Here is a 14,705-nt window from a genome sequence, read left to right on the forward strand (position 1 = left end):
GGCAGCGCAGAGGGCCAGCCCGATCGGTGACGGACAACGCGACCCAACCACGTAGCCACGGAGCCTTGTGCTCTAGCGGGCCGTTGGCCCCGGGGAGTTGTGGCACAACGAGGTCGGACAGCCAGTTCGCCGAACGCAAGGTAAACAAATCGTATGGAAGTGTCCACAAACGCGACCTAGTGTGGATTTCGCTCGCATGTGGGGTCTCAATGGTGGCGCGGGCACCCGCTCGCGCGACCGATTGGGGACCAATCATGCACACCTTCGACACCGCCGTTGTCGCGGCTGCCAGCACGGGCGGCCTGCAAGCGTGGATCAAGGACAACGTCATCCCGCTGCTGCTGCTGTTGATCGCAGTAATGCTTTTCGTTCTGGCTCAGCGTGGCGACAACGCCAAGGCCATGAAGGTTGTGGCCGGCGTGATCGTGGCGCTTGCCGTGCTCGGCATCGCAAGCAGCGGGCAAGCAGACAACCTCGGCGCCTGGATGGCCGGGCTCGTCACGGGTTGATGAGATGCGACTTCCTGTCGACGATGAGATATACAACGTCAACGCCGTCTGGCTCGGCCCGCCCAACAAGACCCTGCCCTTCCGGGCGCGGTACGTCGCGTATGCCGTGGGCGCGCTCGTGTTCGTCATCCTCCAGGTCATCGAGCGTCGGCTAGGTATTGGGCTGGGCTTCTTCAGCCTCGCATACAGCCTCCTCGTGACGGTGGGCCTGACCCGCTTGATCCTCAACGTTGTAGACGCTGACCGCCCGCTGGCCTCGGCCATCGCCGGTTTTGCCCACGAGGTCGGAGCGCCCCGGCAGCGCACCAAACCGACCGTGGGCGTCATCCGCCCGGCTCGGGTTCGTGCCGTCCCCACACGCCTGAGCCGGGCCCAACGCAGGGCAGCATGGCAGGCCACCAGAGACGAAGGGACCCAGGAGGTGGCGGCATGAGCGCCAAGGCAGGACTGGCAATGCGGCGGATCAGCGGCCACTGCACCGTCACCGCCGACAAGATCTACGCCTGGTACCTCCTCGATGCCCAGGGGTGGTCATTCCGCCCGGACAGCGTGCGCGAGCAGCTGATCATCGACGGCGCCGACGTGTTCGCCCAGCTGGTCAAGCGCAGCCTGCACATCAGAGTCACGACCCGCCCCTACCCGGTGAGCCGGTGGGCCTCGGCCCACGACCAGAACGCCCCCGCTCCCCTGCCCGCGTGGCGCGACTACCTGATGACCGACCAGCACCACCTGTCCGGCCGGAGCATGGCCGACAAGGAGGTCTATGTCGGGGTGGAGATCCCGGCACGCAAGGGCCTGCACAAGGCCCTGGGCGGGCTCGCGGAGACGTTCTCCGACCGTGAGGTCGCGGCCCTGTCCAAGCACATCCGGGCCACCGACGAGATCATGGCATCGCCCGGCATGGACGGCGCACCCGTCACCCCGCGTCAGCTCGAGTGGCTGCTGCACCGGTCCTGCTCGCTCGGACTTCCCGCACCGCTGACCCTCGGCGCGGTCGACGACGGTCGCTGGGAGGAAGAAGACCTGCATGAGTTCACCGACCACGTCCAGTGGTTCGCCGAGCCCTACGCGCGCACCCTTCGCGTCATCGGGGAGAACGAGGACCAGCGCGTCGAGCGCCACGTCTGCATCCTGTCCGTCGGCCGCATGACCGACCTCGAGATCCCCGCCGGCATCCCTTGGATGCAGCGCACCGACCAGCTCGGGTTCCCGGTCGAGTGGTCGGCCCGTGTCACCGTCGACGACTCGGCGAAGGTCGGTCAGGCGATGCGCCGCAACATCCAGAAGATCCGCGCCCAGAAGGACCACTACGAGCTCGAGCACCACGAGCCCGCCCCCGGCGCGCTCGACCGCCAAGCTGACAAGGCCCTCGGCGTCGAGGACGAGATCTCGATGGGCCTGTCCGGGCTGTCGACCCGCACCACCGGCTGGTACCGCCTCGCCGTCTCCGGCGCGACCGAGGAGGAGGCACTCGAACGCGCAAGCCTGCTGCGCAAGCTCTACACCCCGCAGATCACCATTGCGCGCCCCGCCGACCAGTACGCCGTGGCCCGCGAGTTCATCCCCGGCGAGAAGCTGGCGTCAACGGCTTACAAGCGGCGTATGCCGGTCACCACCCTCGCGGCCGCCGTCCCCGCCGCGACGGCGAAGGTCGGCGACCGCGTCGGCATCCACCTCGGCGAAACCTCGGGCACCAGCGCCCGCGTCGTCACGTGGGAGCCGTGGGAGACCACCGAGCGACGCGAGGAGTCCGGCCTCGCCGTACTGTGCGCGGGGCTGGGTGGTGGCAAGTCCACCGCGGGTGGCAACATCATCTACCGCACGGTCCTGCAAGGCGTCCCCTGGACGGTGCTGGACCCCTCGGGCCGGTTGACTGCGCTCTGCCGCCTGCCGGAGCTGGCCGACGTCTCGCAGGCCATCGACCTCCTCGACGCCCCGGCCGGTGCCCTGTCGACCTACCGGGTCATCGCCGAGCCCCGGCGAGAGCACTACGAGACCGACCTGGACTGGCGAGCCGCCCAGGACCAGGCCAAGGAGACCCGTCGGCTGCTGACGTCGAGCGTCCTGCGCGCGATGCTGCCAAGACAGCTGCAAGAGCACGTGCTGACTGAAGTTGCCCTGATGCGCGCCGTCGGTGCCGTCAGCGCGAAGCAGACCGCCTCCCCCAGTGACGTCGTCACAGAGTTGCGCGCCCTGACCGGAGATCCAGACCTTCAGCGGCACGCGGGATACATGGCTGACTTCCTAACAGAGGCGAGCAAGACCAGTCATGGTCGCCTCATCTTCCCGCCCGGCTACATGCAGGACTACAGCCGCAACGATCCACTGCTGACGGTCTACAGTCTGCGCGGTCTGGCGCTGCCCGACGAGTCCACCGCCAACAGCGAGGACCTCGACGAGCGCCTGTCGATGTGCGTCCTCTACCTCGCCGCGTGGCTGACGCAGCGAGGGATGTACTTCGGGGACATCAACGCCCGCAAGGGAATCTTCATCGACGAGGCCTGGGCGCTGTCGACCTTCAGCACCGGTCGCCGCTTCATCGACCGCGCCGCCCGCGACTCCCGCAAACACAACACCCGTGTGCTAATGGCCTCCCAGAACCCGTCGGACCTGCTCAAGCTCGACCTCGCGAACCTGGTGTCCGCCGCGTTCATCGGTCGGCTCACCGGAGAGGACGCCCAGCGCGACGCGTTGCGGTTCCTGCCCGGCATCCGGGAGGGCATGGGGTACGAGTCGATCTTCGGCACCCTCTCGCGACCCACCCGCGAGGGACGCCGTGGCTCGCGCGAGTTCATCTTCAGCGACGGCACAGGCGGCATCGAGCGGATGCGGATGGACCTCTCCGCCCACCCGCAGCTGCTTGAGGCGCTCAACACCACAGCGCAACCGGAGAAGGCACTGAACAGGGTCGTCCGCGGCGAGATTGACGCGGCCCCCGGGTCGCGGGCCGCGTTGCCCGAAGGCCATGAGCGCGAGAGCGCCTGACATGGCGACCACACTTCGCGTCGCGGTATGCCGGGTGCTCGCCATCGGCGCGATCCTCGCCGGGGTGCTCGTCGCCCTGGCCGGTGCCGCCGACGCCTCGCCGACGATCCCGGGAGTGCCGGACTGCAAGGACGCCCCCACCGCGCAGTCGCCCGGCAGCGGCATCACGGGGTTCCTCGACCCCGGGCCGGCCAATCCCCCGCAACCGCTCGACCCGTTCGTCTCCAAGCCGTCCACCAGCGTGTACGAGCAGTACGGCTACGCGGGACTCGGCTGGCACACCTACGACCTCGGCTGCGGGGGCGGGATGCGCGACGTCGAGGCCAGCATCGACACGGCCACCGGCAACTTCCTGATGTCGTCGGCCACCTGGGGCACCGCGGCCTCCAACGGCCTGCACAACAAGGTCGCCCACCCCGAGCAGTACATGGCGCCACTCGACGATGTCGTCGCCGGCGTCACCCAGCGACTGCACGACTCGATCTGGTCCCCTTGGGGTGCAACGGCGCTCGTCGGTGTCGGCGCCATGCTGCTCTTCTACTCGATGAACGGACGGCTCTCCTCGGTCACCTCGGCGGCCGCTTGGGCGCTCCTCGTCCTGGCCGTGGTCGCCGGCATCGGGCAGTACCCCACCCGCGTCGCCACCTTCTTCGACCACACCGTCTCGGCCAGCGTCGCCTCGATCAACGCCGGAGTCAGCGGCCTTGTGAACCTGCCCGCATCCTCCGACCCCGCGCGCGCACAGGGCGCCCTCGTCGTCGACCGAGTGCTCTACGACAACTGGCTGCGCGGCCAGCTCGGCTCGACCGACTCGACGGCGGCCAAGAAGTGGGGCCCGGCGCTGTTCAAGGCCAGCGCCTTCACCTGGGCCGAGGCCAAGCAGGCCGAACAGGACCCTGACGCCGGCAAGCGGATCGCGGAGACCAAGGCCGAGAACTGGAAGAAGACCGCCGCCCAGGTCCAGCAGGACGATCCGGTCGCCTACGGCTACCTGCAGGGCAAGTCGGGCGGTCGCGCCGGAACCGGTCTGGTGGTGGCGCTCGGCTCCACGTTCACCCTGTTGTTCCGGCTCGTGGCCGACGTCTTCCTCTTCGCGGGCCTCGTCATGCTGCGCCTGCTCGTGATGCTTTTCCCCGCTGTCGCGGTCGTGGGGGTGATGGCCCCCATGGCATCCGTCGTGCGGCGGGTGTTCTCGATGGGCGGTGCCGCGGTCGTGAACGTGGTCGCCTTCTCCGCCGGATCGGCGGTCCACACGACGGTGGTCTCAGCCGTGTTGGCCCGAGCCACCAACACCGGCATGGGTGTTCTGGGCTTGGTCCTCTGCCTCGTCACCACGGTGGCAGCCTTCGTGGTCCTATTCCCGCTGCTCAGCTTCTCCAACATCCTCGGTCAGTCCGGGGGGCCGTGGTGGCTCAAGCGAGGCGGACGCGAGGGGTGGAACTACCTCTCCCGTCGATTCGCCACCGAGCACGGAATCCGAGACGCGAACGAGGATCTGACGCGCGGGTCCCATGACGAGATGTCGTCCTCCATTCCCGAGCGTGATCGAGGACCGGCTTTCCGGTACCGGGTGTCTCACCTTCCAGCGGAGGCCTTTGGGCGTCCTGCTCATTCCCCTGCAGTCCCTGAGGGAGAACGTGCCTTGCCCTACCCGCAGCACCTGCAGATCAGCGCCGTGGAAGCTCCTCGCGCCGAGTGGAATCGCTCTTCGGCCGTGGGCCGAGAGGCGGCGGCAGCGGCAGGCAAAGGTGACCCGATCGACGGCCGTGACGACCCGGCCTACGCACCCGCATCGAGCATCCCCGAGGCGCGCACGGACGAGGCGCCCTCATTGGCCCAGCCGCGTGGGTCGTTGCTCGCGGGGGTCCTCGTGGACAAGGTGCCACCGGACGCCCGGGAGCTGCCAAACCTGGCCCACGACTCCCAGACCGAGATCCGCCCGGACGGGGTCGGACCCCGGGTCTACGACCCCGCCATCAAGCGAACCGTACTCAGCGTCCAGAGGCGGCCTGAGGAATGACAGGGACCTCGCTCAGTCGAGCCGCACGGTGGCCCCTGTGGTCGTGGCGCAACCTGGCCATCACCGCGGCGGTCGCCCTCGCGCTGCTCGCCGGGGTTGGTCGCCTGACTGACGTCATGAGTGGAGCCTCCCCGGCGCCCGCCAGTGCGGCCGTCCCTCCCTCCGGCCCCACCGTGCCGCCGTCCGGTCCCTCAAAGGGGGGTCCATCCACAGTTCCGGCGACCACCGCCCCGCCGACGACCACAGCTTCCTCAGCAGCGACCCCCGCCAGCAAGTCGTCTCCGGTGAACGTCGCCACCGCACTTGTGACGGCGTGGGCGAAGGCAGGCGAGGGTGAGTCGCAGTGGCTGGCGGGGATGAAGCCCTGGGCCACCGCAGAGCTGGTGTCGTCCATGACCGGTACCGACCCCACCCAAGTCCCGGCGACCAAGGTCACCGGCGATGCAGCCCTTCGGGCCATCATGACCGAGACCGCAACGGTCAGCGTCCCCACCGACGGTGGACGGGTTGCCGTCGAGCTGGTCAAGCAGTCAGGGACATGGAAGGCCAACTCCCTCGCGCCCGACGACGCCCCACCAGCCGCGCCCACGCCCGCTCTCGGCCCGTCCACGGCCGGCTCCGCAGGCTGACATGCCCGTCCCGGTGGTCGCCACAGGACTGCAGGCCGTCCGCAAGGTCGTCCTCCGTCGCCTGCTGCGCATCAGCTTGGTGCTGCTCCCCGTCGTGCTGGTCGGCGCGGTGTCCCTCGGCCTGCTCACCTTGCTAATCTCCTCGGGCGGCAGCGAATCCAACCCCGCGGCCACGTCGGGCAGCTGCACCACCCTGGTCACCAACTCGGCAACGCCAACTGCGGGACTCGACGCGGAACAGTTGGCCAACGCCCAGACCATCGTCGCCGTCGGTCGGCAACTGGGAGTGCCGGCGTACGGGTGGGTGATCGCGGTAGCGACTGCGCTGCAGGAGTCGAGCCTCAAGAATCTCTCAACCGGCCACATGGACAGCGTCGGGCTGTTCCAGCAGCGTGCCGGCTGGGCGCCCGAGGCGGATCGGCTGGACCCAGCCAAGGCTGCGCGGATGTTCTATGAGGGCGGCCAGGGCGGCCAGAAGGGCTTGGTCCAGGTCAAGGACTTCGAATCGATGCCGCTCACCCGGGCGGCCCAAACGGTCCAGGCGAGCGCGTTCCCGGATGCCTACGCGCGCTGGGAACCACTGGCCCAACAGATCGTCGCCAGCCCCACCGTGCTCTCCGCCACCTGCTATACCGACGCCGACTACGTCGGGGACGGCACCCCTGGCTCGAATGTCGTCGCGTCGGCGCTCCAGGAGCTCGGCAGGCCCTACAGCTGGGGCGGCGGCGGGATCGGAGGGGCAGGCACAGGCTTTGGACCCGGCAGCGCGACGGTTGGCTTCGACTGCTCGTCCCTCGTCCAGTACGCCTACCATCGGGCGACCGGGATGACCCTGCCGCGTGTCACGGACGCACAGGCAGCGGCCCTGCCACACGTGCCACCGGGTTCGAAGCTGCGTGCCGGCGACCTGCTCTTCTTCCGTTCGCCCGCAGACCCGCCGGGCAGCTATCACCACGTCGGCATCTACGACGGCCAAGGCGGAATGGTCCACGCGCCCCGAACTGGCAAGACCGTCGAGGTCGTCCACGACGTCCTGAAGAACTCCTACTTCGCTTCGCAGCTAGCCCTGGTCGCCCGCCCGGATTCAGGCAACGCCGCCGACGCCCAGGCAGGGGTTGATCATGGCTGATCCAGACCCACTAGATATCGAACTTGCTGACCTTCTGTCGGCGGACCCGCCAACGAAGGGACCCGTGGGTGTCCCGGCGCTCCTGATCCGGCGGGCGCGCGACTTTCACGAGCCACTGCTGGGCAAGCGCGCGCGGTTTCTGATGACCAGCCACTCCACTGAAGGCGACTGGCTCGCTCACGGTTGGAAGGACGGCCTGCGCATCGTCTCCGAGGTCAATGATGACCCCGGCGGCCTCGACGAGCCGGCCGTCTGGGTCCAGGAGGAGCGCGACTACTACGGCGACACCCAGAGCACCAACCGCTTCGCCGTCGGGCGCTCCCGCCTCTGGATCGAGCAGTACGTCTCAGCGCCGCCGCCCGATACCGACATCGGCAGGCAGTCCTGGATTGAAAACCTCAACAGGGACCCCAACTCACCCGAGCTACGGATGATGCACCACGCGGAAGGACACCCAGATCCCGTTGGCGCCCGAGTCGTCGTGGTCGGCGAAGTTGTCGAGACCGATCTTCGAGCTGTCAGCCCCGTGCGAATGACAGACAACGGCGAGTTGGCCATCACCGTCATGGCCGAACGTGACTGGTACCGCTGGGCACGCGACTACCCAGCGGAGCCACACCCGACACTGAGGTGGGAGCTGGCCGCACGAGTGTGGGTCGAGTAGTTCAGATCGACATGCCAGATGCTGTGAGAGGTACCGCCCAAGTTGTCTGGTGTGCCGGTTTCTAGCCCGGATGTCGCAATGCGTCGGTAAGGTGCATCCACGGATCCGGGAGGGGACACGTGGCAGAGGTCGTTGGGCAGCACTATGTGCTGTCGCAAGAGGAGGCGCGCTCAGGAGGACTATCCACAGTGCGCAAGGCTGTGGACATTCGAGACCTGTCGACCGTTGCGGTGAAGATCAGCAAGGGGGATCACACCGATGAGCTCAACAGCAAAGTGTTCGAGCGCGAGACAAGGAACCTACGGGAGCTCAAGCACGCGAACATCGTTGCCTTTCGTGACTCAGGTGTCGACGGTGAAGGCAACTACTTCATCGTGCTGGACTGGATCGACCTCAACCTGCACGACTTCCTCCGCGAGAACGGCCCCTGGTCATCGTGGATCGATCTCTATGAGTCGGTGGGGAGGCCGCTACTGCGTGCGCTGGCGTTCGCTCACTTACACGAGATCGAGCACCGAGACCTGAAACCGAAAAACGTGCTCATGACCCCTGAGGGCATCCCTCTGCTCGCCGACTTTGGGATCTCGAAGGGAGGGGACTCGGACAACGGTGGGCTCACCGTCAAAGACTTCAGGTCGGGCATGTACGCGCCCCCAGAGTCTGAGACGCCAATTCGGTACGTACGGGATGTCTATAGCTTCGGCGTCCTCATGCTTCGTTGTCTGGGGCAAGAGGCAATGGACGATTTGGCCGCCCTCCAAAGGACTCTCGGAGATGCTCCCCTTATCCCAGACGTTCGCACCGTACTGACCCGCTGTGTACACATTGATCCCTATGAGAGACCGAGGAGCGCAAGCGAACTGCTTGCGATCCTGGACACCGTCGCGGCCAACGAGCGCGCTCGGCGCGAAAAGCCGCGGAACCCGATTTGGCTTCACCTTACGAGAACTGCCAGGGAACAGCTCTCGGCCGAAGCGCTGTCACCCGGTCGCGCGGACGCAGTGGTGCTCGGCGACCTCTCCGGCGAAGTGTTCGCATCTTTCGCGACGGATCGTGAAACCGGTCGGCCCCTGAGAGACACGATCCTTTTGTTCGGAGCCGAGCACCGCTACACGCTGAAGGTAGAGCAAGCCAGGCTGGTCGTCGTCGCGGCCCGGGCGCCCGAACTTGAGCAGTTGGAGGGCGGCCGACGCTTCGCGGCAGAACTTCCGCCCATTTTCGACTGGAGTACTCGGCCCCCCGCCGATCGCAGCGCCGCGGCTGCCGCTGTGGCAACTGTCATGCGCCTTCTTGATGGCCATGAGGAGCCCGCGCTCGCGCAGTCTGCAGTGCCGACGGGTGAAGAGGAAGCGGTTTTTGACGCGTGGAACGCCGGCCTCGACGCTCGAGAGGAACTCTCTCGAGGTGAGCACAAGCCTCTCCGCTACGTTGACTTCGATGCCAAAGGAGCACGGTGCCGGTTCCAGCTCGAGGAGGCTTGTGAACTCGAACTCTTGGGAACTGACTGGGAAGTCTTTGATCCGAGAACGGGGTATCGCTACAGCCGCGGTGAGGTCATAGAGCAGTCCTCAGATGCAGTGACTCTCCTATCTCACATCGATTTCAAAGGCATGCCCAGCAAGGCGACCTTGCGCCCCTACGACGGCCCGTCGGCGGTTGCGCTCAACCGGCAACGGGCAGCCCTGCGAGCTGTCCGTGAACGTGCAACCCCCAATCCTTCATTGCGAGACCTTCTACTAAGCCCCGAATCTTGCCTACCCCCAAGAGCGGTCGAAGTTGAGGAGTGGGGCCTCGATCTCGATGAACAGAAGCGCTCTGCAGTGAGCGCAGCACTCGGCGCGCCACAGTGCCTGTTGGTCCAGGGGCCGCCCGGCACTGGCAAGACCAGCTTCATCGCGGAATTGGTTCTCCAGTTCCTAAAGGCCAACCCCGATGCCCGAGTCCTCATCGCTTCACAAACCCACGTGGCCGTCGATAACGCTGTCGAACGCCTTCACGCTTCTGGCGTCAAGGGCCTAGTTCGGCTAGCGGGCGCAGAAGACGCCGCAGTTCAGCCTGGAGCGCGTCACCTCCTGTTGGACAACCAATTAAGACTCTGGGCGGACGAGGTTCGTCGTCGCGCCGAGAAGAAGATGTCGAAGGAGGCCGCTGCCCGAGGAGTGGAGGAGAAACACCTCCGAGCGGCGCTCGTGTTGGAGCAGTTGGCGGCGGTCACAACAAATATCGAGATCCTCGAATCGCAGGCACGGGAGCTGGATGGAGCTGATCCGTCGACCACCGCTCTTGAAACCGCTCTTGAGGGTGAAGACCCGCACGAACGCATTCAGTCCCGAATAGAACAACTCGCGTATCGCAGGAAAGAACTGGTAGACGAGGCTCAGAGGCAGCTCGCAGGAGACCTCACGATCTCAATGTCGATCGACAGTAGCCAGGCACGAAGTGCCGTCGAACTGCTTCTTGGTGACCATGACGGGGCGGTCGAACTGATGCGGCTCCTTGAGCTCCAAGCAAACTGGCTGGAACGTATCGCTACTGAGCGAAGCCTGGCCTCTATCTTTCTGGCGGGTACGTCTGTCGTCGCGGGAACTTGCACCGGATATGTTCGGCTGCCGGAAGTGGCCGAGTTGGAGTTCGACCTGTGCGTCGTCGACGAGGCGTCCAAGGCCACCCTCACGGAGGCCCTTGTGCCGATGTCGCGTGCCAAGCGCTGGATCCTGGTAGGGGACACCAACCAACTTCCTCCAATGGACGAAGACCTTCTAAGGCGCCCGGACTTGTTGAAGGAGCATTCGATATCGGCAGAACAGATTGAGGAAACCCTGTTCCAACGTATGGTGCTTCGACTGCCCGACGAGGCTCAAGCCATGCTGACTGAGCAGTACCGAATGATTCGACCTATTGGGGACCTCATCTCGACATGCTTCTACGACGGGGTTCTCAGATCCCCCAAGGACGAGCGGCTCAAGGGTTACGACGCAGTGATGGGTGCACCCGCAGCCTGGATAGACACGGCGCCCCTGAACGAACGACGCAGGGAGCAGAAGGCAGGCACTAGTCGTGCCAACCGGGCGGAGGCTCAACTGCTGGTCGAACAACTTGTCAGGATCGACAAGGCAGTCGCCTTCGGCCTCTTGGAGAAGCCCTCTGAACGGAAATTGGAGGTACTGGTGATCGCTCCGTACCGCGGTCAGGTGGAGGAGCTGAGCCGCCAGATCCTGCCAAAGTCCCTAGAACACCTCGAGATCTCGGTCATGTCCATAGATGCCGTTCAGGGTCGCGAATGCGACGTTGCGTTGCTGTCGGTTACGCGAAGCAACCCGGATGGTGCCCTCGGCTTCCTGGGCCCGGAGTATTGGCGCCGCATCAATGTCGCCCTGTCGCGCGCTCGTTTCGGGCTCACGATCGTCGGCGATGCGGAGTTCATAAGAGGAACCCGAGGTGCGCTACGAAACGTACTCGAGTACATGGGCCAACACCCTGGGGACTGCTCCGTGACGCAGGCGGGCACATGACCGACCGATTTCAGAATCTCGCCAAGAGATTTGCCGGCTCGCGACCTGGGCTCGAGCTTGTCGCAATCGAGGATGCCGCGGTGCCGGTCACCACCCTGCGCGTTGACGTTCTCGCGCAAGAACGACAACAACTTCCGATTGCGGAGGAGTTCGTCTTGAGGCTTGTATGTCAAGGCGTTGCTCGACCGGGGCAGGTCGCCGCCTTCCTCGGCCTCGATGATGTTCCGGTGCTGGAAGCCGTTGCTGCGCAGATCGCTGCCGGTACGGTGCGACGGGGTAGTGATGGAGATCTACACCTTACGGCCTTAGGTGAACTGACCGCCCAGGACATCGCCGGGATCAGACCTGTGGAACGGCAACTTCCGGTTGCGTTCGATCGGCTGGTCTGGCGCATCGCTCCCTACCAAGAGGCGCGCCTCATGGAGAAGCGTGACGCCGTTGACGCTGGCTTTCGGATACTTCCCTCCGCTCGAAATGCTCGAATCTCGGTTGACGATGTCCCTGTTCGTGACTTCGCCTCCCTAATCAGGTCGGAACTGCTCGAAGTGCTACGAGTCCGAAGGGTCTCGACGCGGAAGCACCGATACTTGCCGGTCCAGCTCCTGGTTTATGTGGACCCGACAACACGTGACTTAGAGCTCGCAGTCTGCTTGGAAGACCGTATGTCGAATGACCACGGGATTGGATTGTCCAAGTTGGGGGCGGTAGAGCGACTCGGGCTCAAGTACGAACCCACTGAGGATCGGCCGGTCCTCGAGCCTGAACTGGAGCTGCAGCGAACTTCTGACTCAGAATCGCCCCCCTTGCCACCAACGGAGGGAAGCGAGGAGCCTGATACGGCCTCTCGGCTGGTTCAGGGGGTGGGCGTTTTCGAGCATCCAGCCCTCCTAGATCGCGCGCTGGAGACGGCGGAGCGTCGCTTGTTGCTCATCGCTCCATGGATCAGGCGGGCTGTAGTTACCACGGACTTCCTCTCGAAACTTGAGCGACGGCTTAAGGCCGGAGTCCAAGTCACGATTGCCCACGGCTACGGAGATGATGACCGCGGCTCCGACGATGATGCCATTCGACGTCTGGGCAATCTCGCCTCGCGCTTCGAGAATTTCTCGTTCGTGCGCCTGCCCAATACGCACGCGAAAGTGCTCATCTTCGATGACGTGTGGGTCAGCACAAGTTTTAATTGGCTCTCCTTCCGCGGTGACCCAGACCGGACGTACCGCATGGAGGAAGGAACTCTGGTCGCCATTCCGAAGCGCGTCGACGAGGAGTATCGGCGCTTTGAGGACGTAATCAACAAGCAACAGGTCTAGGTTCGGCGCGCGCGGTTTTGGCCTGCTGCGCCTCGAACGCTGCGCTCGTGTCAGGCCTCGTTGGGGTGCGCTTCGGCCAGCCTCGGGCATAGATTTGTAGGCTGGATGCATGACGACGCAGCTGCGAGCGGCGATCACCGCTCAATCTGTCCTCGGACGTACCGAGCCGCGATGGGCCCACGTCCAAGCGGTTGCAGCCACCGTCGCGAGGATCGTCAATCAGTCTCCGGGCGTGAGTGACGCGGTCGTTGACGCCGCGTGGCTACATGACGTCGGCTACGGTCCGTCCGTCGCCCGCACCGGGTTTCACGCCCTGGACGGTGCACGTTTTCTCGCCGCGGAGGCATGGTCTCCCGAGATCGTCAGCCTCGTAGCGTTCCACACGGGGGCCGAGTTTGAGGCTGAGGAGCGTGGCCTGGCCGAGGAACTTAGGGCGTTTGCATGGCCAGAGCCTGCCGACCTCGATGCCCTGATCTTGGCCGACCTCTCCGTGTCGCCTACTGGCCTCCGAGTACATCCGCGCGATCGGATATCCGAGATCCTCACGCGGTATGAGTCGAGCGACCCGGTCCATCGGGCAGTGTCTCGCTCGCAGGGGTATCTCTTGGCGTGTGCTTCACGGGCTGCAGTAGCCACGGGCTCACCCCACGAATGGGGATTCGCGGTCGCTTAGTGCGTGCTTGATGCGCAGCCTCATCGAAGGGTGAATGTCGAGGTCGGCGAGTTCCATGGGCGGCACCCACCGGACCTGCTTGCTTTCACTGCTCGTTCTGGGCGAGCCGCCAATCAGCTTGGCACGGAAGGCAATTGAGAACTGCTGGCGAACCTCCCCGTCGTCGTAGGCCATCAGGTGGTGCGGGTTCGTGTAGGTGCCGCTGATACCGACGACCTCGACGTCATAGCCGGTCTCCTCCTTCACCTCTCGCACGACGGTTTCTGCAATCGACTCACCGATCTCGTGGCCCCCACCCGGGAGGGCCCATTTGTCGTTGTCACTCTTGTGGATCATTAAGACTCGGCCATCGTCGTCGCGGACGATAGCCACGACGGAGGGCACAACGCTGTTCGCCTGGGGGGCGTCCGGGTCGTCGATGTAGTCGATGCGAGCCACGCTTCGAGACTAGGCGACCCAGGCTTCGTCAGCGATGCGGGCGCTGTCCCACACCTTCTCGAAGGCTGTGATCTGGTGGTCAAACATCCGCCCGCCTGCGATGCGGTGAAGGTGCACAACAGGCGAGTGGTTCGCCGGTGCGCCGTAGGCATGGTGGTTCGCGAACAACTGGTCGTCGAACCGGAAGATCGAGCTGTAGAGCGTTCGGTCGTGTGCCCGAGCCTCGACTCCTGGATGCCCGAGGAGGGGCTTGAGGTATCTCCAGGTCATGCGGCACCGGGCCGCGAGAGAGTCTGCGATCCCCTCCTCCTCGCCGCGTAGGGCCACGGCAGTCGAGTCAGGGTCGCCGAAGAGCAGGCGAATTCTCGTGCCCGCTTGAGCCCGCTGGGCAATCAAGTCGTCGAAGTCGGGAATGGTGTCGTGAAGGAACGTGGCTGCGAAGGCCAACATGTCGATGCTCTCGGTGGCCTCGCGGAGGAGTGCTTGCCAGGTGCCCGGCGGCACGCTCCCGCGATTGGGGTGTACCGCGACGACCTCCGCCGCACTGGCTGCCTCAGCTCGGGCATCGGAGAGGGCCGCCGGCCAGAGGTAGTGCTCGTCCTTGCCCAGTGCCACCCCGGCAGCCTGACGATGGCGGCGGTGTGGCGTTCTACCGGTTGAGATCCATCGCTCGATGGTCTTGGGATCCACCCCCAGCCTTTCGCCGAGCCCTTCGCTGGTCAGCGCCGCATCCGTGATGGCTGCTCGAAGTCGCTCGTTGGTCTCCATCGCCCACCCCTCCTTTTGGGACGTTTTGTTCACAGTACGACGTCCTCGGGTGTCCCGCAGCGCGGTTA

General features: G+C 65.3%; 11 protein-coding genes. 9 read left to right on the plus strand and 2 right to left on the minus strand.

Annotated elements, in window-relative coordinates; translation table 11 throughout:
• The first annotated feature begins 254 nt into the window (after window positions 1-254).
• From ASG91_RS04730 to ASG91_RS20525, 9 genes are all read left to right on the plus strand, one after another.
• Window positions 255-509 (plus strand): hypothetical protein, encoded by a 255-nt coding sequence (locus tag ASG91_RS04730; protein ID WP_056921470.1) that lies wholly within the window; start codon window positions 255-257, stop codon window positions 507-509.
• Window positions 510-513: 4 nt separating this feature from the next.
• On the plus strand, window positions 514-942 hold the full coding sequence (locus tag ASG91_RS04735; RefSeq protein ID WP_056921471.1) for a hypothetical protein: 429 nt from the start codon (window positions 514-516) through the stop codon (window positions 940-942).
• Window positions 939-3,494: an ATP-binding protein gene (locus ASG91_RS04740; RefSeq protein ID WP_157606052.1), complete on the plus strand. Its 2,556-nt coding sequence runs from the start codon at window positions 939-941 to the stop codon at window positions 3,492-3,494. The genes ASG91_RS04735 and ASG91_RS04740 overlap by 4 nt, the downstream gene beginning before the upstream one ends.
• 1 nt (window position 3,495) lies before the next feature.
• Complete coding sequence (locus ASG91_RS04745) at window positions 3,496-5,514, plus strand: hypothetical protein (RefSeq protein ID WP_157606055.1); 2,019 nt, start codon at window positions 3,496-3,498, stop codon at window positions 5,512-5,514.
• A 284-nt stretch (window positions 5,515-5,798) separates the two neighbouring features.
• Window positions 5,799-6,143: a hypothetical protein gene (locus tag ASG91_RS04750; RefSeq protein ID WP_157606058.1), complete on the plus strand. Its 345-nt coding sequence runs from the start codon at window positions 5,799-5,801 to the stop codon at window positions 6,141-6,143.
• 1 nt (window position 6,144) lies between these two features.
• On the plus strand, window positions 6,145-7,272 hold the full coding sequence (locus ASG91_RS04755; RefSeq protein WP_056921475.1) for a C40 family peptidase: 1,128 nt from the start codon (window positions 6,145-6,147) through the stop codon (window positions 7,270-7,272).
• On the plus strand, window positions 7,265-7,936 hold the full coding sequence (locus tag ASG91_RS04760; RefSeq protein WP_157606061.1) for a hypothetical protein: 672 nt from the start codon (window positions 7,265-7,267) through the stop codon (window positions 7,934-7,936). The genes ASG91_RS04755 and ASG91_RS04760 overlap by 8 nt, the downstream gene beginning before the upstream one ends.
• A gap of 119 nt (window positions 7,937-8,055) precedes the next feature.
• Window positions 8,056-11,448, plus strand: coding sequence for a serine/threonine-protein kinase (locus ASG91_RS04765; RefSeq protein WP_082593912.1), 3,393 nt, complete (start codon window positions 8,056-8,058; stop codon window positions 11,446-11,448).
• Window positions 11,445-12,758 carry a hypothetical protein gene (locus tag ASG91_RS20525; protein ID WP_157606064.1) on the plus strand — a complete coding sequence of 438 codons (1,314 nt, stop codon included), beginning with the start codon at window positions 11,445-11,447 and terminating at the stop codon, window positions 12,756-12,758. The genes ASG91_RS04765 and ASG91_RS20525 overlap by 4 nt, the downstream gene beginning before the upstream one ends.
• A 640-nt stretch (window positions 12,759-13,398) precedes the next feature.
• Here the strand turns inward: ASG91_RS20525 and ASG91_RS04775 are convergent.
• Together ASG91_RS04775 and ASG91_RS04780 are read right to left on the minus strand one after the other, a co-directional pair.
• Window positions 13,399-13,869, minus strand: a complete 471-nt coding sequence (locus ASG91_RS04775) for an NUDIX hydrolase (protein ID WP_056921479.1) — start codon at window positions 13,867-13,869, stop codon at window positions 13,399-13,401.
• A gap of 9 nt (window positions 13,870-13,878) precedes the next feature.
• Window positions 13,879-14,637, minus strand: a complete 759-nt coding sequence (locus tag ASG91_RS04780) for a helix-turn-helix transcriptional regulator (protein ID WP_056921480.1) — start codon at window positions 14,635-14,637, stop codon at window positions 13,879-13,881.
• Window positions 14,638-14,705 lie beyond the last annotated feature (68 nt).

The sequence above is a fragment of the Phycicoccus sp. Soil802 genome (assembly GCF_001429605.1).
Taxonomy (GTDB): Bacteria; Actinomycetota; Actinomycetes; order Actinomycetales; family Dermatophilaceae; genus Pedococcus.

What these genes read in the sequence shown, in the direction of transcription:
- ASG91_RS04730 (WP_056921470.1), top strand. Translation starts at nt 255, where the DNA reads ATGCACACCTTCGACACCGCCGTTGTCGCGGCTGCCAGCACGGGCGGC.
- ASG91_RS04735 (WP_056921471.1), top strand. Translation starts at nt 514, where the DNA reads ATGCGACTTCCTGTCGACGATGAGATATACAACGTCAACGCCGTCTGG.
- ASG91_RS04740 (WP_157606052.1), top strand. Translation starts at nt 939, where the DNA reads ATGAGCGCCAAGGCAGGACTGGCAATGCGGCGGATCAGCGGCCACTGC.
- ASG91_RS04745 (WP_157606055.1), top strand. Translation starts at nt 3,496, where the DNA reads ATGGCGACCACACTTCGCGTCGCGGTATGCCGGGTGCTCGCCATCGGC.
- ASG91_RS04755 (WP_056921475.1), top strand. Translation starts at nt 6,145, where the DNA reads ATGCCCGTCCCGGTGGTCGCCACAGGACTGCAGGCCGTCCGCAAGGTC.
- ASG91_RS04760 (WP_157606061.1), top strand. Translation starts at nt 7,265, where the DNA reads ATGGCTGATCCAGACCCACTAGATATCGAACTTGCTGACCTTCTGTCG.
- ASG91_RS20525 (WP_157606064.1), top strand. Translation starts at nt 11,445, where the DNA reads ATGACCGACCGATTTCAGAATCTCGCCAAGAGATTTGCCGGCTCGCGA.
- ASG91_RS04780 (WP_056921480.1), bottom strand. Translation starts at nt 14,637, where the DNA reads ATGGAGACCAACGAGCGACTTCGAGCAGCCATCACGGATGCGGCGCTG.